Annotated in this window: 14 protein-coding genes; 8 read left to right on the top strand and 6 right to left on the bottom strand. The window is 75.3% G+C overall.

Going from position 1 to position 24,864, the window contains the following annotated elements:
* Nucleotide 1: 1 nt before the first annotated feature.
* Together OG500_RS04225 and OG500_RS04220 are read right to left on the bottom strand one after the other, a co-directional pair.
* Nucleotides 2–8,146: a non-ribosomal peptide synthetase gene (locus OG500_RS04225; protein ID WP_329576675.1), complete on the bottom strand. Its 8,145-nt coding sequence runs from the start codon at nt 8,144–8,146 to the stop codon at nt 2–4.
* Nucleotides 8,143–11,811 (bottom strand): non-ribosomal peptide synthetase, encoded by a 3,669-nt coding sequence (locus OG500_RS04220; protein WP_329576673.1) that lies wholly within the window; start codon nt 11,809–11,811, stop codon nt 8,143–8,145. Before OG500_RS04220 ends, OG500_RS04225 begins: the two co-directional genes overlap by 4 nt.
* Before the next feature lie 305 nt (nt 11,812–12,116).
* On the opposite strand from OG500_RS04220, the gene OG500_RS04215 reads away from it, so the two are divergent.
* The gene (locus OG500_RS04215; RefSeq protein ID WP_327064986.1) at nt 12,117–13,511 is read left to right on the top strand and encodes a KamA family radical SAM protein; all 1,395 of its coding nucleotides are present in this window, start codon (nt 12,117–12,119) and stop codon (nt 13,509–13,511) included.
* 7 nt (nt 13,512–13,518) lie between these two features.
* Here the strand turns inward: OG500_RS04215 and OG500_RS04210 are convergent, their stop codons facing one another.
* Nucleotides 13,519–13,791, bottom strand: coding sequence for a hypothetical protein (locus tag OG500_RS04210; protein ID WP_327064985.1), 273 nt, complete (start codon nt 13,789–13,791; stop codon nt 13,519–13,521).
* A 197-nt stretch (nt 13,792–13,988) separates the two neighbouring features.
* Between OG500_RS04210 and OG500_RS04205 the strand changes: the two genes are divergently transcribed.
* On the top strand, nt 13,989–14,861 hold the full coding sequence (locus tag OG500_RS04205; RefSeq protein WP_327064984.1) for a DMT family transporter: 873 nt from the start codon (nt 13,989–13,991) through the stop codon (nt 14,859–14,861).
* 76 nt (nt 14,862–14,937) lie between these two features.
* On the opposite strand, the gene OG500_RS04200 is transcribed toward OG500_RS04205, so the two are convergent.
* A complete protein-coding gene (locus tag OG500_RS04200; RefSeq protein WP_327064983.1) occupies nt 14,938–15,798 on the bottom strand; it encodes an SDR family oxidoreductase in 861 nt (286 codons plus the stop codon).
* Between the two features lie 253 nt (nt 15,799–16,051).
* Between OG500_RS04200 and OG500_RS04195 the strand changes: the two genes are divergently transcribed.
* Both OG500_RS04195 and OG500_RS04190 read left to right on the top strand, forming a co-directional pair.
* Complete coding sequence (locus OG500_RS04195; protein ID WP_327064982.1) at nt 16,052–16,936, top strand: DUF4232 domain-containing protein; 885 nt, start codon at nt 16,052–16,054, stop codon at nt 16,934–16,936.
* 121 nt (nt 16,937–17,057) lie between these two features.
* Nucleotides 17,058–18,773 carry an FAD-binding oxidoreductase gene (locus tag OG500_RS04190; protein WP_327064981.1) on the top strand — a complete coding sequence of 572 codons (1,716 nt, stop codon included), beginning with the start codon at nt 17,058–17,060 and terminating at the stop codon, nt 18,771–18,773.
* A gap of 68 nt (nt 18,774–18,841) precedes the next feature.
* Here OG500_RS04190 and OG500_RS04185 read toward each other — a convergent pair whose 3' ends face one another.
* Nucleotides 18,842–20,425, bottom strand: a complete 1,584-nt coding sequence (locus tag OG500_RS04185; protein WP_327071662.1) for an IS1182 family transposase — start codon at nt 20,423–20,425, stop codon at nt 18,842–18,844.
* 276 nt (nt 20,426–20,701) lie between these two features.
* Here OG500_RS04185 and OG500_RS04180 point away from each other — a divergent pair, with 276 nt between their 5' ends.
* The 4 genes from OG500_RS04180 to OG500_RS04165 all read left to right on the top strand — a co-directional run bounded on the left by OG500_RS04180 (nt 20,702) and on the right by OG500_RS04165 (nt 24,114).
* Complete coding sequence (locus tag OG500_RS04180; RefSeq protein ID WP_329576668.1) at nt 20,702–21,226, top strand: hypothetical protein; 525 nt, start codon at nt 20,702–20,704, stop codon at nt 21,224–21,226.
* 16 nt (nt 21,227–21,242) lie between these two features.
* Entirely contained in the window at nt 21,243–21,812 is a 570-nt protein-coding gene (locus OG500_RS04175) for a TetR/AcrR family transcriptional regulator (RefSeq protein ID WP_327064979.1), read from the top strand.
* 144 nt (nt 21,813–21,956) lie between these two features.
* Nucleotides 21,957–23,393 (top strand): DHA2 family efflux MFS transporter permease subunit, encoded by a 1,437-nt coding sequence (locus OG500_RS04170; RefSeq protein ID WP_329576664.1) that lies wholly within the window; start codon nt 21,957–21,959, stop codon nt 23,391–23,393.
* Between the two features lie 91 nt (nt 23,394–23,484).
* Entirely contained in the window at nt 23,485–24,114 is a 630-nt protein-coding gene (locus OG500_RS04165) for a hypothetical protein (protein ID WP_329576661.1), read from the top strand.
* Nucleotides 24,115–24,126: 12 nt separating this feature from the next.
* On the opposite strand, the gene OG500_RS04160 is transcribed toward OG500_RS04165, so the two are convergent.
* Nucleotides 24,127–24,525: a VOC family protein gene (locus tag OG500_RS04160; RefSeq protein WP_329587405.1), complete on the bottom strand. Its 399-nt coding sequence runs from the start codon at nt 24,523–24,525 to the stop codon at nt 24,127–24,129.
* Between the last annotated feature and the right edge of the window lie 339 nt (nt 24,526–24,864).

The following is a 24,864-nucleotide window of genomic DNA, read 5'->3' as shown; positions in this document are numbered from 1 at the left end:
CTCACCTTCCGTTCAGGCGGGCCATCAGCGCCGCTTTCTCGTGGCCGTCCAGGCGGGTGGCCGATGCGCTCGGGCCCACCGCCCGGTCGGTCGACTGCTGTGCTGCTTCCAACGGCTGTGCCGCCTCGGCCTGTTCGGCCAGGCTCTGGTGCCGGAAGACCTCCCGGGCCTCCAGGGCCAGGCCCACCGCCCGGGCCCGCACGGCCAGTTGGACGGCCAGCAGGGAGTCCCCGCCGAGTGCGAAGAAGTTGTCCTCGGGGCCGATCCGCTCGCGTCCGAGTACCTCGCGCCAGACACCGGCCAGCAGCCGCTGGCGCTCGGTCAGTTCGGCGGCGGGCGCGTCCTGCTCGGCGGCGCGCAGGTCCTCGGCCAGCCGGGCGGCCAGCGCGGCCCGGTCCACCTTGGCGTTCGGGGTGAGCGGCAGCCGCTCCAGGAACAGGATCCGGGCGGGCACCAGGTGCTCGGGCAGCCGGTCGCCGAGGTCGCGGCGGATCTCCTGCTCGTTCGCCGCATCGCCGGCCGGGGCGACGTAGGCGACCAGCCGCAGCGCCGGTGGCGCCCCGTGCGGCAGCACCGCGCACTGGCGCACCGCCGGGTGCCCGGCCAGCGCCGCCTCCACCTCGCCCGGTTCCACCCGGTGGCCGCGGATCTTCAGCTGGTGGTCCAGTCGGCCCAGGAACTCCAGCTCACCGCTCGGCAGTTGGCGCACCCGGTCGCCGGTGCGATAGAGCCGGGCGCCGGGTTCGGCACCGTACGGGTCCGGCGGATAGGCGCGGGCGGTGGCGGCGGGGCGGCCCAGGTAGCCGCGGGCGATGCCCAGTCCACCCAGGAACAGCTCGCCCGGCGTGCCCGGCGGAACCGGCGTGCCGTAGCCGTCCAGCACGTGCAGCGTGGTGTTGGCCAGCGCCGTGCCGATCGGGAACCGCAGCGGCGGGGCGGTGCCGTCGGCGGCGGGCTGGTGCAGGGTGGCGGTGACGGTGGCCTCGGTGGGCCCGTAGGTGTTGATCCAGCGCACCGGCGCGTCGCACAGCCGCAGCCAGTCCTGGTAGCGGGCCGGTGCGGGTGCCTCGGCGTTGAGCAGCAGGGTGTGGACCCCGCCCGGCACCCGCAGCCGCTCGGCCGTCATCCGCTCCACCCAGGCGTGCCAGAAGGAGACCGGCAGGCTGAGCACGGTGGGCCGGGTCGCGGCGAGGAAGGCGTCGAAGCCGCTGTCCGGTGTGCGCAGCCCGTCGGGGCGCAGCACCACGCTCGCACCGGCCACCAGTGCCGGGTAGAGCTCCTCGACGGTCGCATCGAAGCTCACCGAGGCGAAGCCGAGCACCCGGTCGCCGGGTCGAAGGGCCAGCCTCGGGCCGATCGCCTCCAGGTAGCCGGTCAGGTTGGCGTGGCTGACGGCCACCGCCTTCGGGCGTCCGGTGGAGCCGGAGGTGAAGATGGCATAGGCCAACTGGTCCGCCGCGGTCGGCAGTTCCTCGGGGGCGTGGGCGGGCAGTGCGGCCAGCTCGCGCACGGTGGCGGGATCGTCCAGGGCCAGCGTCGGGCCTGCCGCCCGCAGAGGCCCGCTGCCCCCGTCCGCCGTCAGCCGCGCCAACTGCTCGGTGCCGCCCAGCACCAGGTCGGCGCCGGAGTCCTCCAGCAGCGTGCGGATGCGCTCCGGCGGGTATCCGGGGTCGATCGGCACATAGCCGCCGCCGGCCTTGAGGACGGCCAGGAAAGCGGTGACGGCCTGCGCCGAGCGGCCCAGCAGCACGGCGACCGCGCGCTCGGGCCCGATCCCCGCCTGCCGCAGCCGGTGGGCGAGCCGGTTGGCGGCCTGATCCAGCTCCCCGTGGGTGGTGACGACGGTGCTCCCGTCGGCGGGGCGGTACTCGATCAGTGCCGGGGCGTCCGGGGTGCGGGCGGCGGTGGCGGCGGTGCGCTGGTGCAGCCAGGGGCCCGCGGCGGGCGCCAGCGCCGGGCGCACCGCGGGCGCGGCGGGCAGCGCCCGGCGCGGACGCGCGTCGGGCCCGGCGAGCACCGCCTCGGCGAAGCGGCGGAAGGTCTGCGCGATCCGCCCGGCGGTGGCCTCGTCGACGGCGGCGGTGTCGTGGTCGATGCCGCCGCTCAGCCCGCCGTCCTCGTCCGGGCGCAGCCACAGCGTCAGGGCGAAGTCCGCCCGGTCGTAGGGGCGGCGCACCAGGTCGAGCCCGAGGCGGCCCAACTGCTGCGGCCATCCGGGGTAGTTCTGCAGGACGCAGAGCGTCTGGAAGAGCGGGGTGCGCTCGGTGGACCGCTCGACCCCCGCCGCCTCCAGCACCTTCTCGAACGGCACCTCCTGATGGGCGAACGCCTCGGTGCAGGTGGCCCGCGCCCGGGCGATCCGCTCGCGCCAGCTGGGGTCGCCGGCCAGCTCGCAACGGAGCGCCAGGTTGTTGACGAAGAACCCGACCAACTGCTCCAGGGCCGGCTCGGTGCGCCCGGCGGAGAACGTGCCGACCGCGAAGTCCTGCTGCCCGGTGTGGAGTTCGAGAGTGGCGGCCCACAGCGCCAGCAGCAGCATGTAGAGGCTGGCCCGCTCCTGGCCGGCCAGCAGCTCGGCCTCCCGGCGCCAGCGCGCGGGCAGCGACAGCGCGATGGAGCCCACACCGCCGGGCCCGGCCTGGGCCGGTGGCGGCAGCTCCAGCGGCGGGGTGCCGCGCAGCCGCTGCCAGGGCGCGAGTTCGGCCTGCAACTGCTCGCCGCTGAGCCACTCGCGCTGGCGGCGTGCGTGGTCCAGGTAGCGCACGGGCGGGGCCGGCGGCAGCACGGCTCCCGGCTCCTCGCACAACACCGCGTAGGCGGCGGCCAGTTCGCCGAGCAGCACCGAGGTGCTCCAGCCGTCCGCGATGATGTGGTGGAAGGTCAGCAGCAGCCAGTGCTCCTGCTCGGTCAACCGCAGCAGCGCGGCTCGCCACGGCGGGCCCGCGGTCAGCTCGAACGGCAGGGCGGCCTGCTCGTCGGCGGCGGCCAGCGCGGCGGCCTCGCCGGCCACCTCGGTGACCGGCAGCTCGACCGGCACCGGTGGCAGCAGACGCTGCTCGGGCACGCCGTCGTGGTCGGCGAAGACGGTGCGCAGCGCGCCCTGCCGGGAGGCCACCAGGGCGAGGGCCTGGGCGAGCGCCGAGCGGTCGAGCGGGCCGGACAGGCGCAGCGCGAGCGGGATGTTGTTGGCCGCGGTGCCCGGGTCGAGCCGGTCGAGCACCCAGTGGCGCAGCTGGGCGAAGGAGAGCGGCCCGTGCTCGGCCTCGCCACGGGTCAGCGCCGGGCGGTGGCCGGCGGCCGGTGCACCGGCCACCCGGGCGGCGAACTCGGCCAGCCGGGGCCAGTCGTAGAGCTCGCGCAGGGCGACCGCGCGGCCGGTGCGCACGCGCAGCCGGGAGACCACCCGGGTGGCGCTGATGCTGCTGCCGCCCAGCGCGAAGAAGCTGTCCGAGGGCCCGGGGCGGGTGCCCAGCAGCTCCTGCCAGATCTCGGCGACGGTGGCGACCATGGCCGGGTCCGCGGCGTCCGCCGGGGCGGTCGCGGCCTGCGGTGCGGCGCCGGTCGCCCCGGCGACGGCGTCCTCGGGTGCCGCGGCGTCGGACGGACGGGCCGTCAGGTCGGCGCCGGCGGCGGCCAGCAAAGCCAGCAGCCGCTCGTGCAGCCGGCCCACCTCGGCGGCGGTGCGGGTCGCGGTGGCGAACTCCCAGAAGCCGGTCAGCCGGGTGCCGTCGTCGAACAGCGACAGGGTCAGGTCGAACTTGGCGGTGCCGTGGTGCGCGGGGCGCAGCACCGCCTGCGCGCCGCCGAACGCGAGGCGGGCGGGCAGCGCGGGCTGCACCTGCACCATTGCGTCGATCAGCTGCGGCACCTGGCCCGCCTCGTCGCGGACCAGTTCGGCGATCTGCTCGTAGGGCAGCGCGGCGTGCCGGGCCGCATCCAGCAGGGTGCGCCGGACCTGCACCAGCGCCTCGCCGAAGGCGGGCCCGCCGTCGAGCGACAGCCGCAGTGGCACGGTGGTGAGGAAGAGGCCGATCTCGCTCTCGAAGCCCTCGTCGAGCCGCTGGGCCATCGGGGCGCCGAGCACCACCTCGCCCGCGTGCTCCTCGGCCAGCAGCAGCCCGGCGGCGGCGGTGACCGCCATGTGCAGGGTGGCTCCGGCGCCGGCCGCCCGTTCGCGCAGCGCCGCCACCGTCGCGGCGGGCACCTCGACCCGCAGCAGCTCGCCCGGCGAGGCGTCCCCGGCGGCGGCCGGGCGGTGCAGGCCCGCGAGCCGCCGGCGCCAGTGCCCGGTCAGTTCCTCGCGCGCCGGCCCGGCCAGCAGCCGCCGCTCGGCGAGCGCGAGGTCGATCCCGGTGGGGGTGGCCGCCGCGGCCGGCGGCAGCGCACCGGCCGTGTCGCAGGCCCGTGCCAGGTCCCGCAGCAGGACCGCGACGCCCGCGCCGTCCACCACCAGGTGGTGGACGGTCAGCAGCAGCCTGGCCCGGTCCGGTCCGGTCGTGATCAGCAGGGCGCGCAGCAGCGGGGCCCGGGTCAGGTCGAACGGCCGGGCCACGAACTCCGCCCGCAGATCCCGGTAGGCCAGCTCGCCGGCCCGCCCGGCCAGCGCGCCGAGATCGGCGCGCTCCAAGGGGACGGGCAGGCCGGGCGGCAGGATGCGCTGGCGCGGCTCGTCCCCCGCGGCGTCCACGGCGGTGCGCAGCGCGGGGTGCCGGTCGACCACGGCCTGCAGCGCCGCGGCCAGCGCTGCGGGCGCGAGCGGCCCGGTCAGCTCCAGCTCCAGCGGCACGGTGTAGGCCACGTCGGCCGGGTCCTTGAGGTGCACCGCCCACAGCCGCTCCTGGGCGTGCGAGAGCGGGCCCAGCTCCGCGCCGCCGGCCGTCACGGCGGGCACCGTGACCGGGCCCGCCGCCCGGGCGGCCTCCACCGCGACGGCCAGGCCCGCCACGCTGGGCGCCGCGAAGACGGTGCTCACCGGCAGCTCGACGCCGAACCAGGAGCGGATCCGCCCGATCAGCCGGATCGCGGCCAGGCTGTGGCCGCCGAGCAGGAAGAAGTCGGCCAGCCGGCCGACCTGGGTCACTCCGAGCACCTGGGCGAAGAGCGTGGCGAGCAGCTCCTCGGTCCCCGGGCGCGGTTCCTCGCCCGCCGCCGTGTCGCCGGTGTCCCGGGCCGGGTCGACCAGCGCCCGCCGGTCCACCTTGCCGGTCGGGCCGAGGGGGAGCCGGTCCACCAGCACGACCCGGCCCGGCACCAGGTGGGCGGGCAGCCGGCCGAGCAGCCACGCGCGCAGCTCGGCCGCCAGGGCGTCGTCCGCGTCGGTCGCCTCGGCGGGCACCACCCAGGCGATCAGGTGCTTGTCGCCGCTGGGCAGCGGACGCACCGCGACGGCGGCCTGCGCGGCCCGCGGGTGCTCGGTGAGCGCGTTCTCCACCTCGCCCGGCTCGATCCGGAAACCGCGCAGCTTGACCTGGCCGTCGGCGCGGCCGAGGAACTCCAGCGTGCCGTCGGCCCGCCAGCGCGCCCGGTCCCCGGTGCGGTAGAGCCGGCGCCCCGGGCGCGGGTCGAAGGGGTCGGGTACGAAACGCTCGGCGGTGCGTGCCGGGTGGCCCAGGTAGCCGAGCGCCACGCCGTCGCCGCCGGTCCACAGCTCGCCGACCGCCCCGCGTGGCACCAGGTTCCCGTGCGCGTCCACCAGATGGACCGTGCTGCCCTCGACGGGCCGGCCGATCGGGACCGGATCGGTCACCTCCTCCGGCGTGCGCAGCACCTGGCAGGTGGTGAACGTGGTGTTCTCGGTGGGCCCGTAGCCGTTCACCACCGGGCCGTCGACCGCCGCCAGCGCGGCCCTGACCTGACGGGGCGCCAGCACGTCGCCACCCGCCAGGAGTTGGCGCAGCGGGCGCAGCCCCTGCGGGTTCTCCTCGGCCATCGCGTGGAAGAGTCCGGCGGTCAGCCAGAGCGAGGTGGTACCGGAGCGCTCGATGAGCGCCCCGAGGCCCTGCAGGTCGGGCACCCCGGGCGGGCCGATCAGCAGCACGCCGCCGGCCAGCAGCGGCGCCCACAGCTCCAGCGTCGAGGCGTCGAACTCGGGCGGTGCCAGCGCGAGCCAGCGCGTCTGCTCGGTCATCGCCGCGAACCGGCCGCCGCGCACCAGGCGCACCACGGCCCGGTTCGGCACCGCCACGCCCTTGGGGACGCCGGTCGAGCCGGAGGTGAACATCAGGTAGGCCGGGTCCAGCGGGCCGCCGCGCAGTGCGGGCGGTCGGCCGCCGTCCGTGGGGTCGGGCAGCGCCAGCACCGGGATGCCGGGGCCGCTCGCCGGTTCGCCCGTGCCGCTGTCCAGCACGAGGCCGAGACCGGCCTGCTCGATCAGCAGCGCGGTGCGCTCGGCCGGCTGGGTGAGGTCGAGCGGCACGTAGGCGGCGCCGCACTTGAGGATGCCGAGCACGGCCACCACGAAGCGCACCGAGCGCCCGCCCGCCACGCCCACGAACTCCCCGCGGCGCACGCCGTGCCGGGCCAGCGCGGCGGCCGCCGCATCGGACCAGGCGTCCAGTTCGCGGTAGCTGAGCGACCCGGGGGCGCCCGGCTCGGCGGACTCGGCCCAGGCCAGGGCGAGTTGATCCCCGCGCCGGGCCGCGGTCCGCCGGAACAGCTCGGCGACGGTCGCCTCCTGCGGGTAGTCGGCGTGTGGCGGCGTGCCCAGCCGGATCAGCTCGCCGCGCTCGGCCGCGTCCAGCACCTCCAGGGCGCTGAGCGCGGTGTGCGGCTGCTCGGCCGCCGCCCGGCTGACCCGCAGCAGGTGGTCGGCCAGCCGGTGGGCGGTCGCGTCGTCGAACAGGTCGCGGTCGTACTCCAGATGGCCGCCGGCCGAGCCGTCCGGCCGCTGGACCAGCTCCAGGGTCAGGTCCAGCTTGGCGCCGCCCGCGTAGACCCGCTCCACGCTGGTGTCCAGGCCCGGCAGCACCAGCTCCTCGCGGTGGCCGCTGAGCATGGTGCACGCCACGTCGAAGACCGGGTTGCGGCCGGGCAGTCGGGCCGGGCGCAGCTCCTCCACCAGCCGGTCGAAGGGGATCCCCGGGTGGTCGAGACCGGCGAGCAGGGCCTGGCGGGTCCGCTCGGTCGCGGTGGCGAACGAGGGATCCCCGCCGAGGTCGACCCGCAGCGGCTGGAAGTCGGCGAACAGGCCCGCGCTCTGCCACCAGTCGGCGCCGGTGCGCCCGGCCACCGGCACCCCGAGGGCGAAGTCGTGCTGCCCGGTCCACCGGTGCAGCACGGTGGCCCAGGCGGTCAGCACCGCGGGGAAGGCGGTGCCGCCGGCGCCCCCGTCACCCGGGCCGCGCAGCGCCTCGGCGGGCAGGGCGAGCGGCACCAGGGCGCCGCGGCGCCCGGCCCTGGCCAACCGGGGGCGGTCGGTGGGCAGTTCCAGCAGTGGGACGTCGCGGGTCCGCTCGACCCAGTGGCCGAGCGAGCGGGCGGCCTGCGGCCCGGCCAGCCAGCCGCGGTGGGCCAGGGCGTGGCCGCTGTACCCGGGAGCCGGCGGCAGCCGGGGCGCCTCGCCGCGGCAGCGGGCCGCGTACAGCTCCCCGAGGTCGCGCAGCAGGCGGCCCACCGTCCAGCCGTCGGCCACGATGTGATGCAGCGTCAGGATGAGCTGGTGGCGCTCGGGCGCACGGCGCAGCAGTCGGCAGCGCAGCAGGGGCCCGGTGGTCAGGTCGAAGGCATGCTCGGCCTCGGCCTGGACGATCCGCCTTACGGTGGCCGGGTCGTCCTCGGGCAGCTGCTGCACCGGCAGGTGCACCTCGGCGGCCGGTGCCACCCGCTGCAGCGGGACGCCGTCGCGGACGGCGAAGCTGGTCCGCAGGGCTTCATGACGTTCCGTCAGATCTGTCAGGGCCGACCGCAGTTCGTCGACCCGCAGCGGTCCTTCGAGGGTGATCGAGCGGCAGATGTGATAGGCGCAGCGGCCGGGGGAGGCCTGCTCGGCGAACCAGATGCCGCGCTGCTGGGCGCCGAGCGGGAAGACGGTCGGGCCCTGGGGGGCCTGGCCACCGGCGCCGGACCGGCCGGCGAGCCGGGCGGCCACCAGGCGCCGCTTCTCGGCCGCCGAGAGCGGGGCCGCGGGGTGTGGCTGCTGCTCGGTCACTGCTTCTCCTCCGTCGCTTCGGCCGGCGCGCCGTCCCAGGCGGCCAACAGGGCGTCGATCTCCGCGTCGGACAGGCCGGCCGTCGGATCCTCGGCGGCCTCGCCGCCCGACGAGATCGCACCGCCCGACGAGATCGCACCGTCCGCACCGGCTGCGTCAGCCGGCCCGTCCGCGCCGTCCGCCAGTGCCCCGGCCAGCTCGGCGACCGTCGGGTGCTCGAACAGCAGCCGCAGCGGTGCCCCCGGCGCCAGCTCGGCCATCACCTGGTAGCCCGCCAGCGAGTGCCCGCCGAGCGCGAAGAAGTCGGCGTTGCGGTCCTCGACGGGGTGGCCCAGCACCGCGGACCAGGCCTCGGCCACCCGCCGCTCGGCGGCCGAGCCGAGCGGTTCGGCCGGCCGCTGCCCGCCGGTGGGCTCGGGCAGCGCGGCCAGGTCCGGCTTGCCGCTGGGCGTCAGCGGCAGCGCCGCGAGCAGCGCCCACGCGGTCGGCACCAGGTGCAGCGGCAACTGCCCGGCCAGGAAGGTGCGCAGCCCGGCCGGGTCCGGCGCCAGCGCGGGGTCGCTCGGCACCACGTATCCGGCCAGCGCCGCGCTCTCGCCCTCGCCGCGCAGCACCACCACGGCCGCGGCCACCCCCGGATGCCGCAGCAGGGCGTGCTCGATCTCGCCCGGCTCGATCCGCACCCCGCGCAACTGCACCTGCTGGTCGACCCGGCCCAGGTAGTCGAGCTCGCCGTCGCGCCGCAGCCGCACCCGGTCCCCGGTCCGGTACGCCCGGCTGCCGGGCGTACCGCCGGCCTCGGGCCGGAAGGCGGCGGCGGTGCGCGCCGGATCGCCGAGGTAGCCGCGCGCCACGCCGGGCCCCGCCAGGTACAGCTCGCCGGGCAGGCCCGGCGGCACCGGGCGCCCGGTGCCGTCCAGCACCAGCAGGCGGGTGTTGTCCACCGCCGTGCCGATCGAGGGCAGCCCCGCACCCGCCGGGTCGACGGTCGCGCTGCTGGCCACCACCGTGTGCTCGGTCGGTCCGTAGGCGTTGACCAGGGTGAACGGAAGCCCGGCCGGTGGCCGGCGGCGCAGCCGGTCGCCACCGGCCAGCAGGTGGCGCAGCGCGGTGCCGGCCGGCCAGGGCAGCGCGAGCAGCCGCTCGGCCAGCGGGGTCGGCGCGAAGCTCACGGTGATCCGTTGCTCGACCAGCCAGTCGCGCAGCGCCGCGGCGTCCCGGCGCACCTGCTCGGGCACCGCCACCACCGTGGCACCGGCGGCCAGCGCCGGGTGGACCTCCCAGACCGAGGCGTCGAAGCCGAGGCCGGCCAGGTGGGCGACCCGGTCGGCGCCGGTCAGCCCGAAGCGCTCGCGGTGCCAGCCGGCCAGGTTCGCCAGACCCGCGTGGGTCACGGTGACCGCCTTGGGGCGGCCGGTGGAGCCGGAGGTGTAGATCGCGTAGGCGGCCTGGTCCGGCCGCAGGTCGGGTGCGCCCGCCGGTGTGCCGGGATCGCCGTCCAGCGGCGCCAGCAGCTCCTCCACCGTCAGCCAGTCGCCCGTCAGCGTGCCGCGCAGCGCGGCCGTGGTCACCGCGCGGGCCGGCCCGCAGTCCGCGACCAGCGCGGCGATCCGCTCGGCGGGCTGCTCCGGGTCCAGCGGCAGGTAGACCGCGCCCGCGCGCAGCACGCCCAGCTGGGCGGCGATCCCCTCGGGGCCGCGCGGCAGCACCAGCGGCACCCGGTCCTCGGGGCGCACCCCGAGCGCCCGCAGCCGCGCCGCGATCCGCCCGGCGGCGGCGTCCAGCTGCTCCCGGCTCCAGGCGGTGCCGTCCACCGCGACCAGCGCGGGGGCGGCGGGCTGCTCGGCGGCCCGCGCCGCGATCGCCGCCGGCACCGAGCCGTCCTGGGGCCACGGCCGCACCGGTCCGCTGCCGGCCGCCCGCACCGCGGCGGTCTGCGCCTCGTCCAGCAGGTCGAGCCGTGAGACGGGCCGGTCGGGGTCGGCGACGACGGCACGCAGCAGCGCCTGGTAGTGCCCCGCGAGCGCCGCGACGGTCTCGGGGTCGAACAGGTCGCTGGAGTACTCCCACCAGACCAGCACGCCGTCGTCCGGCGCACCCACCAGCCCGCTGCCGGGCCGCTGCACGCCGAGGCCCGCCCGCTGCTCGGGGCGCGGCACCACGATGACGTTGAGGTCGGCCTTGGCGGTCCCGTTGTGCAGCAGCTCCAACTCGGCGCGCAGCGCGCCCTCGGCGTCGGCCGGGGCCAGTTCCAGGTCCGGCACGGCCGCGTCGTGGAAGCTGAACATCACCTGGTAGAGCGGGTTGTAGCTCAGGTCGCGATCCGGGCGGACCACCGCGACCACCTTCTCGAACGGCGCGTCCTGGTGCGCGTAGAGCTCCAGCGTCGCGGCCCGGACCCGGGCCACCAGCTCGCGGAAGCTCGGGTCGCCGCCGAGATCGGTGCGCAGCGGCAGGGTGTTGACGAACATGCCCAGCAGCGGCTCGCTCTGCGGCAGCCGCCGGTTGGCCACCCCGGTCGCGGTCAGCACGTCGGTACTGCCGCTGACCCGGTGCAGCAGCGTGCTGAACGCGGCGCTGAGCAGCATGAAGAGGGTCGCGCCGCAGTCCCGCCCGAGCGCCTTCAACTCCTCGTACAGGCCGGGGGCCAGCAGCTCCTTGTGCACCCCGCCGGCGAAGCTCTGGCGCGGCGGGCGCGGGCGGTCCAGCGGCAGTTCGAGCAGCGGCGGCAGACCGGCCAGCTTCCCCTGCCAGTAGTCGAGTTCGCGCTCCAGCCGGTCGCCGGCGACCACCTCCCGGGTGTGCGCCGCCAGCTCCCCGAACTGGTACTCCAGCTCCGGGAGTTCGGCCTGCCGCCCGGCCACCGCCGCGCGGTAGAGCGCCACCAGTTCGCCGAGCAGCACCCCGAGCGACCAGCCGTCGTGCACGAAGTGGTGCTCGACCTGGACCAGCACGTGCTCGGTGGCCGACACCCGCAGCAGCCGCCAGCGCACCAGCGGCAGCCGACTGGTGTCGAAGCCGCCGTCCAGCGCCTGGCGGATCAACTCCGGTACCGCGGAGCGGCGTTCGTCCTCGGTGTCGCCGGGCACCGGCTGCACCGGCAGCAGCACCGCGAACGGCGGGTGCACCCGCTGCACGGGCCGGCCCGCCACCTCGTGGAAGGAGGTGCGCAGGATCTCGTGCCGTCGCACGATCTCGGTGTACGCGGCCTCCAGTGCCGGTACGTCCAGTGGACCGCGCAGCGTCAGCGCGCACTGGAAGTTGTAGGCGGTGTTGTGCGGAACCAGCTGCTTGAGCAGCCAGATCCGCTCCTGCGGGAAGCTGAGCGGCAGGTCCGCACCGGTGCGCGAGCGGTGCCGGATCGCCGGCTCCGCCGCCGCCGGGCCGGCCGGCTGCTCGGCGCCCAGCGCCCGGGCCAGTTCGGCGATGGTGGGGTGGGTGAAGACCTGCTCCACCGTGACCGGCACCCCCAGCTCGGTGCGGATCCGGGTGGCCAGCCGGGTGGCCAGCAGACTGTGCCCGCCGAGCGCGAAGAAGTCCTCGCTGGGGCCGATGGCGGGCAGACCGAGCAGTTCGCACCAGAGCGCCGCCAGCCGCTCGCGCAGGCCGGCCTGGTCGGGGCGGCCGCTCGGGTCGCCGGGGTGCTCGGGCCGGGTGGACGGCATCGGCCAACTCCTTGTCTCGGGCAGCTCGCACGGGCGTGGCTGCTGCGGGGTGCGCCCACCGTGCCGGTGGGGTGCGCAACGCGGGGCCGGCGCAAGGGCGGTGGAGGTTCCGAGCTGCGCCACGGCGGTCCGGGCAGGAGTCTGGCGGACGCCTCCCGACGCCGAGTGGACGCCGCTGGACGCCTGCTGGACGCACTGGACCCCGACCGGACGAGCCATGGACCGGGTTCCGGAACCATGCAGAATTCGGACGGGCCGTCAGCTCCTGCCCGTTCCTCGTTCCCGCCGCCCCGTGGAGAGATCTGATGGCTGATCACCTCGCCCTGACCACAGCCCAGCTGGTCGACGAACCGCCGCGCGGGATCGCGGGATCGGCCTACCGCTACCAGCGGCGCGAACTCGTCGAACCCGACTGGCGCCGCTTCCCCGGCTGGCGCGCGGTGAGCGCCGAGCAGTGGCGCTCACCGCGCTGGCAGCGCGCCCACAGCATCCGCAACCCGCGCCAGCTGCGCGAGGTGCTCGGCTCCCTGGTGGGCGACGAGATCTACGACGATCTCGCCCTGGACCAGCAGAAGTTCGCCACCATGCCGCTGCTGGTGCCGCCGCAGATGCTCAACACCGTGATGCCCCACCGGGATCCGGCCGGTCCCGGCTCGCTCACCGAGGAGTTCCTGGCCGACCCGGTGCGCCGCTACATGCTCCCGCTGGCCGGCGACCGCGGCTCCCAGTGGCCCTCCCACCCGCTGGCCGAGCGCGACTCGCTGCATGAGGCCGAGATGTGGGTGGCCGAAGGGCTCACCCACCGCTACCCGACCAAGGTGCTGGCCGAACTGCTCTCCACCTGCCCGCAGTACTGCGGTCACTGCACCCGGATGGACCTGGTCGGCCCGCCCACCCCCGGCACCGACAAGCGGCGCTTCGAGGCCAAGCCCGCCGCCCGCTACCCGGCCATGCTCGACTACCTGCGGTCCAACCCGGGCGTGCGCGACGTGGTGGTCTCCGGCGGCGACGTCGGCAACCTGCCCTGGCCCAGACTGGAGGCCTTCGTCGCCGAGCTGCTGACCGTCGACTCGATCCGGGACATCCGGCTGGCCTCCAAGGCACTGCTGACCCTGCCTCAGCACTGGCTGCAACAGGAGGTGCTGGACGGCCTGACCCGGCTCGCCCGGCTGGCCGGCCGGCGCGGGGTGGGCCTGGCCGTGCACACCCACGCCAACACCGTGCAGAGCATCACCCCGCTGGCCGCCGAGGCCGCCCGCGCCGTGCTGGCCACCGGTGTACGGGACGTGCGCAACCAGGGCGTGCTGCTGCGCGGCGTCAACGACTCGCCCGAGGCACTGCTCGACCTGTGCTTCGCGCTCCAGGACGAGGCCCAAGTGGTGCCCTACTACTTCTACCTGTGCGACATGGTCCCGCACAGCGAGCACTGGCGGACCCCGCTGCACCAGGCCCAGCAGCTCCAGTCCGCCCTGATGGGCTGGCTGCCCGGCTTCGCCACCCCGCGCCTGGTGGCCGACGTGCCCGACCTGGGCAAGCGCTGGGTCCACCAGGTGGCCGAGTACGACCAGGTGCGCGGCATCGCCTCCTGGACGGGCGCCGACGAGCGGACGCAGTTCCGCTCCTACGACCCGGTGGACACCCTGCCCCCCGAGGGCCAGGCCTGGTGGGAGGCCCGCTCCCGCGCGGCGGGCGGCCAGTAGGTTCTGTTCACGCGACGAGCTGCACCAGCTGCCAGGCGACCATCCCGTGCGCCACCGCGCTCGCGGACCAGCCCGAGGCCCTGCGCACCCCGTGCCGGATCACCGTGCCCCAGGCCGCCAGCACCAGCAGGGCGGCCAGGCTCCAGGACACCCAGGCGACCACGAGCCAGCCGTCGGTCACCGAGGTGAGGATCCGCACCAGCAGGCAGGGCACCAGCGCGACCAGCGGCACCACCCAGGTGGCGTCACTGACGGCGGTGTCCGCGGGTGTGTCGGTCATCGGCGCTGTCCTCCACGGACGCTGATCAAGGGCTGCGGATCAAGGGGCTCCAGACTTCTTAACACATGTCCGCCCCGGGAGGACATCCGGAAGTAGGTGCGACCGGCGCGACGGATCGCGAACCAGGCGCAGGGATCGGCCCACCACTGTGTAGCGTGCCCCTGAAGCAGTGTCACCAGTGGTAGGGAGATGGGCCCGTGGCGGTTGTGCTCACCGTGTTGTTCGCCGTGCTCGCGGCGCTGAGCAACGCCACCGCCATGGTGCTGCAGCGCTCCGCCGCGCGGACGGTGCCGCAGAGCGACGCGTTCAGCGTGCGGCTGATGCTCGATCTGGTGCGCCATCCGGTCTGGCTGGGCGGGATGCTCACCGTCCTGTGCGCGGCGGTCTTCCAGGCGCTGGCGCTCGCGGAGGGCTCGCTGGCGCTGGTGCAGCCGATCTTCGTCACCGAGCTGACCTTCGTGCTGCTGATCGCCTGCGCGGTCTTCCGGCGCCGGCTGCCGACGCTGGGCTGGTGCGGGATCGTCGCGGTCACCGTCGGGATCGCCCTCGCGCTCGCCTCGGCCGCGCCCTCCGGAGGGCGCGACCACGCCGCGCCCGCGGTGTGGGTGCTGACCCTGGCCGCGGGCGGCGGCGCGATGGTCTGCTGCGTGCTGGCGGCCCTGCCCTACGGCCGGGGCAAGGCCAGGGCCGCGCTGTTCGGCACCTCGGCCGCGATCGGCTACGCCCTGACCGCGGCGCTGATGAAGACCTCCGTCAGCGCGGCCGGCCACGGCGTCACCGCGTTCTTCACCTGCTGGGCCACCTACGCCTTCGCCGCGGTCGGCGGCTGCTCGCTCTTCCTGCTCTCCAACGCGGTGGAGTCGGGCCCGCTGCTGGCCTCCCAGCCCGCCCTCACCCTCGGCGACGCGGTGACCAGCCTGGCCCTGGGCATCCTGGTCTACGGCGAGCACGTGCGCACCGGCTGGTGGCTGCTGCCCGAGGCGGTGGGCGCGCTGCTGGTGGCGGCCGGCGTGATGGTCCTGCCGCGCGTCGAGACCGAGGCTCTGGGCCCGCGCCCGACGGGCCGCTGAGCCGCCCCGCGCGTGCTCGGCCCCGCCTGCCGCGCACCGCCCGTGCTCCGCCCCGCCCGCCCCGCACCGCCCGTGCTCAGCTCCGGGCGGCGCGCAGCACCGCCGTGAGGTCGGTCGCGGGATGGCCGGTCAGCCGCTCGACGGCGTCGCTGACCCCGGCGAGCTCACCGGCGGCCACCGCGGTGTAGGTGGAGACCCAGGCGTCGAGCTGCCACTGCGGGGCGCCGTAGTGGGCCCGGGAGGCGTAGGCCTCCTCGACCGTCTCGGCGTGGTAGTCGACGGAGCGCCCGCTGGTGTGCGCGAGCACCGCGGCGATCTCCTCGAAGGTGAGCGCGTGCGGGCCGGTCAGGTCGTAGGTGGCGCCGGCGTGCTCGGGGGCCCGGGCGAGCACGGCCGCGGCGGCCTCGGCGATGTCGTCCTGCGCGACCACGGCGGCGCGTCCCTGGCCACCGGGCCCGCGGATCACGCCGTCCTCGCCGACCAGGTGGGGCATGAAGTCGGCGTAGAGGTTGTCCCGCAGGAAGGTGAAGGGCAGCCCGCTGGCGCGGATGTGCTGCTCGGTGTGCCAGTGGTCGCGGGCCAGGGTGAAGGTGGCCTCGGGCGCCGCGCCGTAGAACGAGATGTAGGCCAGGTGCCCGACCCCCGCCTCGGCCGCCGCGTCGACGAAGGTGCGGTGCTGCTCCAGCCGGTCGGGCGCCTCGGCGGCGGAGACCATCAGCACGCGCTCGACGCCGGTCAGCGCCCGGAGCACGGCCTCGCGGTCGCCGTAGGCGCAGGACAGCGCGGTGGCGCCCGGCAGCGCGGGGACCTTGGCGAGGTTGCGGGCGAGCAGCCGCTGCGGCAGGCCGGCGGCGGCCAGCAGGCGGGCGACCCGCCCGCCGAGACGGCCGGAGGCTCCGGTGACGGCAACGGTGGGTCGGCTGGGGACGTCCGCCATGGCGGGCTGCTCCGTTCCTGGGGGGATGTTCCGGGGATGTTCCGGGGGTGGCTCAGGGGTGGCTCGGGTGGCTGCCCTGATCCGTACCAGACCCGCCGACGGTGGCACCAGCGCGACGCGCCCGGGGCGGGCGCGGGCCCGGGGCAGGGGCAGGGGCCGGCGCGGGGCCCGGACCGGGCGCTGTGACGCGCCTGTGACAGGATCTGTGGCCTGCCTCACTGCCCCCATGATCGACTCCTGATGAGCTGACCGGATGCGTCCCGCCACCCCCCTCCTGCTGTCCGCCGCCCTCGCCGCCACCGTGTTCCTGACCGGCTGCGGGTCGCGGAACGCCACCGCGGGCCCCGCCGCTCCCTCCGCCACCGCGAGCTGCGCGGCACCGGCGCCCACCGGTGCGGCCGCCGGTCCGAAGCGGACCACCGTGACCCTGGTCGGCCCGGGGTGCCGCACCTCCCCGGAGTCGACGGCCGAGCTGGAGGTCACCAACGGCGAGAGCGAACCGTTCAGCTACACCGTCACCCTCACCGTGCTGGACCGCTCGGGGCAGGCGCTGGACAGTGTCCCGCAGACCGTGGCGTCGGTGGCGCCCGGCCGGACCGTGCGTCGGACGGTCGACACCGGGCTCTCCCCGGGCGGGGCCGCCGGGGCCGGCGCGCAGCTGCGGATCGCCAAGGTGCGGGCGGTGCCGACGGCGGAGGCGCCCGTCGCGGCCGGGGCCTGCCCGCCCGCCGGGATCCGGGTGACGGCCGACGAGGTCGACGCCGCGATGGGCCTGCGCGCCATGGGGCTCCACCTGACCAACTGCGGAACCGCCGCCTACCGCGTCAACGGCTACCCCCAGCTCCAGTTCCTCGACGTGGACCGGAGCCCGGTCCCCGGCATCCAGGTCCTGCAGGGCACCGACCGGATCGCCACCGGGGTCGTGCCCGATGCCCCGCCCCGGCCCGTGACGCTGCAGCCGGGCGAGTCCGCCTCGGCCACCCTGGCGTGGCGCAACACCACCGGCTCCGGCGATCCGGTGAACGTCCCCTACCTGCGGGTGACGGCGCAGGCCGGGGCACCGGCCGTGACCGTCACACCGGAACTCGATCTGGGCACCACGGCCGCGATCGGTGCCAGCGCCTGGCGGCACGAGTAGGACGCGGGACGGCAGGCGCATCCGCAGGCGCATACGCTCGTGCAACCGGCCTGCCCGCCGGCGCGTCGTACCGACGACACGAACACCGCTCGAACAGCGGCCCAGCAGGCGGAGCAGCCCGATGACCCAGCACACCGCACCCGCACCCTCCCCGGCCTCGCCCGAGCCGGCGGCCCGGCAGGAGCTGGACCGGCCGGAGCGGGACCGGCAGGCGGTGGACCGGCGCGCCCTGCTGCGGCTCGGCGCCGGGGCCGCCGCGGCCGCGGCGCTGACCGGCTGCACCGGCCGCGCCGCCACCGGGGCCGGCCCCGTGGCGAGCACCGCACCCGGCCCCGCGCACAGCCCCGCGCACAGCCCCTCCACCGTCCCCGGCAGCACCCCCAGCAGTAGTGCTCCGGCCGCCTCGGCGGGCCCGGCGGACTGGACCGCCCTGGCCAAGGACCTCCAGGGCACCCTGATCCGGCCGGGGGACACCCCGTACCCGGCCGCCGCCCGGCAGTACCAGCCGCAGTTCGACGGCGTGCGCCCCGGCGGCGTCCTCTACCCGGCGAACGCCCAGGACGCGGTCACCGCGCTGGCCTTCGCCGGCCGCTACGGCCTGCCGGTGGCGCTGCGCAGCGGCGGGCACAACTACGGCGGCTGGTCCGCGGGGCCGGGCCTGGTGCTGGACGTCGGCCGGCTGAACACGGTCACCGCCTCCGGCGGCGGCGCGACGGTGGGCGCGGGGGCACGACTGATCGACGTGTACGCGGGCCTGGCCGGCCAGGGCGTGGCGATACCCGCCGGATCCTGCCCGAGCGTCGGGGTGACCGGGCTGACCCTCGGCGGCGGGGTCGGGGTGACCTCCCGGGCCTACGGGCTGACCTGCGACAGCCTGACCGGCGCCGAGGTGGTCACCGCCGACGGGCGGATCCTGCGGGCCGACGCGAACAGCGAGCCCGACCTCTTCTGGGCGCTGCGCGGCGGTGGCGGCGGCAACTTCGGCGTGGTCACCTCGCTGGACTTCCGTACCAGCCCCGCCGTCGACTGCTCCTACGCCTTCCTCTCCTGGCCCTGGTCCTCGGCGGCCGCGGTGGTGCGGGCCTGGCAGGCCTGGGCACCGACCGCTCCCGACCAGCTCTGGGCCGACCTGCACCTGCTGGCCTGGCCGGACGGCCGGCTGGAGCTGAGCAGCACCGCCGTCCATCTCGGCCCGGCGGACGAACTGTCCAACCTGATCGACCGGTTGGGTGTCCAGCCGAGCAGCGCGCCGGTGCACAGCAAGTCCTTCCTGGAGACCATGCAGGTGATGGGCGGGGTCTCCGGCTGGACCCAGGCCGCCGCCCACCTGCCCGGCTCGCTCCCCGGCCAGAACCCGCAGGGCCGGCTCACCCGCGAGTCCTACGCGGCCCGCTCGGACTTCTTCACCAAGGCGCTGCCCGACACCGGCATCGCGGCCCTGGTCGCCGCCGTGGCCGACTACGCCCGCACCGCACCCCAGGGCGGCAGCGCGGGCGTGGCCTTCGACGCGCTGGGCGGCGCGGTCAACCGGGTCGCCCCGGGGGACACCGCCTTCGTCCACCGCGACGCCCTCTTCCTGGCCCAGTACACCGCCAACTACCCGGGCACCGGGGCCGGTTCGGGCCCCGGCGTGGACCAGTCGCGCAGCTGGCTGAACACTTTGTGGAGCGCCCTGCGCCGCTACGCCAGCGGGCAGGCCTACCAGAACTACGCCGACCCGCAGCTGACCGACTGGGAACAGGCCTACTACGGCGCCAACGCCCCCCGGCTGCGCCAGGTCAAGCAGCAGTACGACCCGCGCGGCACCTTCCACTTCCCCCAGTCCGTCCCGCTCTGACGGGTCTAGGAGGCTCGTGAAGATCTTGTTGAGGGGCTGTCCGGCCGTAGGCCGGGCTGCCCCTCTGGTTATGCGTTGGTTGCCGGGGTGAGTTGCCAGGTGCTGCCGGTGTGGGTGAGTCCGAGGTTGATCAGGCGGCGGAGGTTGAGGGCGGCGGCTCGGGTGTGGAGCCAGGTGTCGTTCTTGATGGTGCCGCGGTAGCGGAGTCTGCGGTTGCCCCGGTGGACGATCCAGGCGACTGCGCGTTCGACGGGTGGTCGCCAGCGGCGGTAGTCGGCTTGCCAGTCGGGGTCGGTGGCGGCCTGGCGGCGGGCGGCGGTGAGGAGGTCGTGGTGCGGGCGGATGGTCAGGGTGCGTCCGGCCCTGGCCTTGGTGCACCGCTCGCGCAGGGGGCACCCGGTGCACAGGCCGGCGAAGGTGGCCTTGCGCTGCTGGTGGCGGCCGCCGGGGTCGGAGAGCGGGACGGTGTGTCCGGCGGGGCAGGTCACGGTGGCGGCGGTGGTGTCGATGGTGAAGTCGTCGAGGGTGAAGCCGCCGGGGACGGCTGCCCGCAGTGGGGCGGGTTTGAGGAACAGTCGGTGCCCTTGCTGTTCCAGGGCCTGGCGGGCGTCGCCGGTGGAGTAGGCGGTGTCTGCGAAGGCGTCCACCGGGGCGTCCTCGTCGGCGAGCAGGTCGAGTCCGACGGCGGCCTCGTGGTGTTCTGCTCCGGCGCCGGGCCGCAGGGCGACCGCGGTGTATAACCCTGTCTCGGGCTCGATGGCGAGGTGGGCCTTGAAGCCGTCCTGCCGGTGGGTGCGGGTCTTGTGCACGTGCCGGGCCTCGGGGTCGACGGTGGAGACCATCCGGTCGTGGGCGGTGCCCCGGGTGATGCGCCAGCGTCCGTCGCGTCCGTCGGAGTCCTCGGCGGGCTCGACGTCCTGCCCGGCGACCAGGGCCAGCAGGCCGACCGCGTTCGCGGCCTTCTCGCCGAGCTGTTGCTCGGGCAGGTGCCCGAGCAGCCGCAGCGCGTCGCCGACCAGGGCGTCGACGAGGTCGGCTCGGGCCTGCTCGTCGTTCCACGCGATGCGGGGTTTGCCCGGGTCGGTGTAGTCGTGGGCGGTGCAGTGCACGGCCGCGACCGCATCCGCGCCGGGGACTTCGCGGATCACCGCCCGGACGGAGGCGATGATCTGGGTGACGGTGTCCTGGGTGGCCACCGCGTCGTCCAGCACGGTGGAGTCCAGCGCCCGCCGGTGCTTGCCCTTGAGGACACCGGTGGCCCGCACGACCTCCCGCACGGCCTCGAAGATCCGGTTGGGCCGGGGAGAGCGGGCCAGCCGGCGGCGGAAGTAGGCCAGCAGCGACGGGTCGAACGCGGTGTCGTTCAGGCCCAGTCCGCACGCGGCCTTCCACCGCAGGTCGCACCGCAGTTCCTGGACCGTCTCGAAGTCCGACAGGCCGTGCAGGGCCTGCAGCGCGATCGCCGCGGCCAGGATCTGCGGCGGCATGCTCGGCCGCCCGTTCGCCGACGGGTACATGTCCGCGAACATCACCGCCGGGAACAACTCACCACGGTGCTCGGCCAGGAACGCGAACACGCTGCCCACCGGGATCAACCCCCGGCACGTCTCCCAGACATCCGGCCCGACCGTCTCCCCGGACCACTCACCCATCGCCACAAGAAACAGTCTGGCCCCGCCGCTCGCGCGGCGAGGCCAGAACCCAAGATCTTCACGAGCCTCCTAGGCCGTGTCTCACAATTCCCGCCAGGCGCGCGACGCCGGGCATCCCGCCTGGACGCACCGGCGAATCATCCAAGTACGACCCAGTACGAGGACGCTTCGCCGGCACGCCCAGCCGGGCGCCCAACGCCGCGCGCTGATCCGACGCGAATTGTGAGACACGGCCTAGCCGGCGGCCTCGGTAGCATGATCATGGTCTGATCAGGCATGGGGGGAGCACAGGTGCGGATCTTCGAGCAGCGGTACGAGCTGCGGCTCCGGTTGGGGCTGGCCGCGTTGGCGGTGGTGCTCGTGGTGTGGATCTTCATGATGGGGGTGGCCCCGCAAGGGCATGCCGAGGTGCGCAACTGGTCCAGCTCGTGGATCGGGCTGGACGTCCTGGAGTTCCTCGGGCTGCTGGGGACGGCGCTGTTGTATCCGCGGCGTCCGGCGCTGCTGGCACCGGTGGCGGCGGCGACGGCCACGCTCTTCGGCATCGACGCCTGGTTCGACACGATGACCGCGCTGGCCGGTGCGGACTGGTACACGGCCTGGGCGTTCGCGCTGGTCGCCGAGGTGCCGCTCACCGCGCTGCTGGCCACGCTGGCGATCCGGTCGGCCCGGCGGCTGGACCGGCTGGTCTCGGGGCCGGGCGGAGTGGACGGGCCGGACGGGGTGGGCGGGGTGGGCGGGGTGGGCCAGGTACATGCGGGGCCGGTTCCGGGGGCCGCCCTTGACGGAGTTAGTGATTGACCAATAACTTGAGGGCATGGCAGGGGCGAGCCGGCGGATGTCGGCGGAGGAGCGGCGCGAGAGCGTCATCCGCGCAGCGATGATCGAGTTCGCCGAGCGCGGCTACAACGGGACGTCGACGCAGGCGATAGCCGCTCGGGTCGGTGTCTCCCAGCCGTATCTCTTCCGGCTGTTCCCCAGCAAGCGTGCCCTCTTCGAGGCGACCCTGCGCCGCTGCGTGCAGGAGGTCAAGGCGACCTTCCTCAAGGCGGTCGAGGGCCTGGACGACCCGCAGGACCGCGCCGAGGCCATGGGCGAGGCGTACGTCGAGCTGATGGCCGACCGCAGTCTGCTGATGATGCAGATGCAGATGTGGGTCTCCACGGCCGCCGCCGAGGCGCAGGGGGAGGCCGAAGTGGGGGAGGCGGTCCGCGCGTTGTGGCTCGACCTCTGGGACTCGGTGCGGGTGGCCGCCGGCATGAGCGAGCAGGAGATCACCGATTTCTTCGCCCGCGGGATGCTGATCAACACCATGCTCGCGATGGGCTTTCCGCCCGGTCACCGTCTCTGGGAGGGGCTCGGGCTGGGGGAGCAGGGGTGCGCGTAGCGGCGCCCCTGTATCTGCCCCGCGTCTGCCCCACATCCGCCCCACATCCGGTTCGCAGGGCGCCGCTTTTTCTTGAGCGTAAAAGTTATTGATCAATTACTACCTTCATCGGTCCACACCACCTGTGTCTTGTGAGGAGTTCCCATGCGCAGAGTCAGCCCGGCCGTCTGGGCTTTCGTGATCGCCAGTACCGCCGGATTCATGGCCGCGCTGGACAACCTGGTCGTCACCACCGCACTCACCTCCATCCGGCGGGACCTCGGTGGCGGGATGAGCGACCTGGAGTGGACGGTCAACGCCTACACCCTCAGCTTCGCCGTCCTGCTGCTGCTCGGCGCCGCCCTCGGTGACCGCTTCGGCCGCCGCCGGATCTTCCTCGTGGGGCTCGGCGTCTTCACCTTCGCCTCGCTCGCCGCCGCGCTGGCCCCGAACATCAACGCCCTGATCGCGGCCCGCGCGGTCCAGGGGGTCGGCGCCGCGATGCTCACCCCGGTCAGCCTGACGCTGCTCACCGCGGCGGTGCCGGTCGCGCGGCGCGGACTGGCCTTCGGCGCCTGGGGCGCGGTCAACGGCATGGCGGTGGCCACCGGGCCGCTGATCGGCGGGACCGTGGTCGAACACCTCTCCTGGCAGTGGATCTTCGCGCTGAACGTCCCGCTCGGCCTGCTCCTGCTGCCGCTCGCCCGGCTGCGGCTCACCGAGAGCGTCGGCCCCGACAACCGGCTCGACATCCCCGGCACGGCGCTGGCCAGCACCGCCCTCTTCGGCATCGTCTACGCCGTCATCCGGGGCAACGACGACGGGTGGACCAGCGGCCCGGTGCTGGCCGGCCTGATCGCCGGCGCGACGCTGCTCGTCGCCTTCCTCGCCTGGGAGCGGCGCAGCCCGGCGCCGGCGGTGCCGCTGCGGCTGTTCCGCAGCCGGGCCTTCTCGGCGGTGAACGTGGCGAGCACGCTGATGTCCCTGGGCATGTTCGGGGCGATCTTCCTGCTCAGTCAGTTCCTGCAGGCGGCCCAGGGGTTCAGCCCGATGCAGGCGGGCGTGCGGATGCTCCCGTGGACCGGCATGCCGATGGTGGTCGCCCCGCTGGCCGGCATGCTGGCGGACCGGATCGGCGGCCGGAACATCATCGCCGTCGGGCTCGCGCTGCAGGCGGCCGGCCTGGGCTGGTTCGCCTCGGTCGCCACGGCGGACGTCAGCTACGCGGCCCAGGTCCCCGCGCTGATGCTCTCCGGGGCCGGCATGGCGCTCTTCTTCGCTCCGGTCGCCACGCTGCTGATGAGCTCGGTCCGCGAGTCGGAGCAGGGCGTCGCCTCGGGGGTCAACAACGCGCTGCGGGAGGTGGGCGGTGCGCTCGGCGTGGCCGTCCTCACCGCCGTCTTCACCGCGCACGGCAACTACACCAGCCCCCAGCACTTCGTCGACGGCCTGGTCCCGGCGCTCTGGGTGGGCGCCTCGGTGGTCGGCGTCGCAGCGCTGGCGGTCCTCGCCGCGCCACGGCGCAGCGGGGTCGGGACGGCGGCCGGGACGGCCGAAACCGGCCGGGCCGTGGCGGACACACCGGCGGTGCTGCGCTCCTGAGGGGGGCGGGCCTGGGGGCGGGCCCTGCCCCGGGACCGACAGCCGGTCGCCTCCCACCGGTTGTCGGTCCCCTGTGGCATGCTCCCGGACCGTGGACACTCACCAGTTCCGGGCCCCGGCCGCACAGTTTGCCGACGACGACTGCGCTGTTCCGGCCGTCGACTTCGCGCTGCTGCTGCACGCCTACGGGACGGCGTCGGACACCCCGGCCCAGTTGCGCGCCCTGGCGGCCGGCGACCAGGTCGCCCGCCGGGCCGCGCTCGCCCACCTGAACTCCGCGATCGTCCACCAGGGCACGCCGTGGACGGCCACCGGCCCCGTGGCGCGGCAGCTGTGCGTGATGCTCCGTCAGGACGCGATCGCCGACGCCGAGACGCTGGCCCGCACGCTCCGCTTCCTGGCCGAGGTCGCCGAGGCCGCCGGGCTCGGCGCCGACGAGGACTTGACCTCCGTCGCGGCCTGCGCCGGACGCGACATCGCCGCCGAGGTCACGGCCCTGCTCACGGACCCGGCCGAGCCCGACGGCGCCGACCTCGTCTACGAGGACGAGGACCGCGCGGACGCCCTGTGCGCCCGCGCGGTCCTCGACTGCCGCGCCGCCCTGCCGGCGATCGCCGACGCGGCCCGGCAGGCCGCTTCCCACCCCGATGACCAGGTGCGCGACGCCGCCGTGCGGACGACGGCCGAGGTGGCACGCGTCACCGCACGGCTGGCGCCCTGAGCGGGCCCGTCGTCACGACTCCGACGGCTGGTGGCTGCCGTAGGGGCGGGTGATGATCTCCATCCCGTGGCCGACCGGATCGAGGAAGTACAGCCCGCGGCCGCCGTGATGGTGGTTGATCTCGCCGGGATGCCCCATCCGCGGGTCGGCGTAGTACGTCAGCCCCGCCTGCCGGATCCGCGCGAACGCCGCGTCGAACTCCTCGTCGGAGACCAGGAAGGCGTACTGCTGCACGGCGATCGACTCGGCCGGGACGCGGGCGAAGTCCAGCGTGACGCCGTTCGCCGTGGCGACCGGAACGAACGGCCCCCACTCGGCCCCGACCTCGAGCCCGAGGATCCCCGCCAGGAACTCGGCGGATTCCCGGTTGTCCCGGGCGTGAACGATGGTGTGATTCAACTCGACTGACATGTGCGTCATGCCTCCGTAAGGCACTCCACGGCCACCTCCATGCCTCACCCAGCCGGTGACCGACACGCGATGCCGCGCCCACGACCCTGTGCCGCACCGGCCCACCCCGTCGAGCACCGCCCTCAGCCCGACCCGCGCCCGTCGTCAGTCCGCTGGGGCCGGTTGGCGGGCGGGGCGGTCGGCGGGCCGTGGGGCTGGTCGCAGGAGGCCGGCGGCGTGGGACGCGGCGAAGCACAGGACTGTGGGGAGCACGAGGGCGAGGTCGGGTGCGACGAAAGTGAGGTGTCCGACTACCTGCCGGGTTACTGCCTGACCGGGTACTACTGTTCCGTCCACACG

Origin of the sequence: Kitasatospora sp. NBC_01250, assembly GCF_036226465.1 — a bacterium.
Classification (GTDB): Bacteria; Actinomycetota; Actinomycetes; order Streptomycetales; family Streptomycetaceae; genus Kitasatospora.
The sequence above is the reverse complement of the archived record's forward strand: the minus strand, read 5'-3'. Positions and strand labels throughout refer to the sequence as shown.

Coding starts and splice junctions, on each gene's coding strand:
- OG500_RS04195 (WP_327064982.1), top strand. CDS start 16,052: ATGCGTCCCGCCACCCCCCTCCTGCTGTCCGCCGCCCTCGCCGCCACC.
- OG500_RS04185 (WP_327071662.1), bottom strand. CDS start 20,425: ATGGGTGAGTGGTCCGGGGAGACGGTCGGGCCGGATGTCTGGGAGACG.
- OG500_RS04180 (WP_329576668.1), top strand. CDS start 20,702: ATGGGGGGAGCACAGGTGCGGATCTTCGAGCAGCGGTACGAGCTGCGG.
- OG500_RS04190 (WP_327064981.1), top strand. CDS start 17,058: ATGACCCAGCACACCGCACCCGCACCCTCCCCGGCCTCGCCCGAGCCG.
- OG500_RS04160 (WP_329587405.1), bottom strand. CDS start 24,525: ATGTCAGTCGAGTTGAATCACACCATCGTTCACGCCCGGGACAACCGG.
- OG500_RS04210 (WP_327064985.1), bottom strand. CDS start 13,791: ATGACCGACACACCCGCGGACACCGCCGTCAGTGACGCCACCTGGGTG.
- OG500_RS04220 (WP_329576673.1), bottom strand. CDS start 11,811: ATGCCGTCCACCCGGCCCGAGCACCCCGGCGACCCGAGCGGCCGCCCC.
- OG500_RS04215 (WP_327064986.1), top strand. CDS start 12,117: ATGGCTGATCACCTCGCCCTGACCACAGCCCAGCTGGTCGACGAACCG.
- OG500_RS04175 (WP_327064979.1), top strand. CDS start 21,243: ATGGCAGGGGCGAGCCGGCGGATGTCGGCGGAGGAGCGGCGCGAGAGC.
- OG500_RS04170 (WP_329576664.1), top strand. CDS start 21,957: ATGCGCAGAGTCAGCCCGGCCGTCTGGGCTTTCGTGATCGCCAGTACC.
- OG500_RS04200 (WP_327064983.1), bottom strand. CDS start 15,798: ATGGCGGACGTCCCCAGCCGACCCACCGTTGCCGTCACCGGAGCCTCC.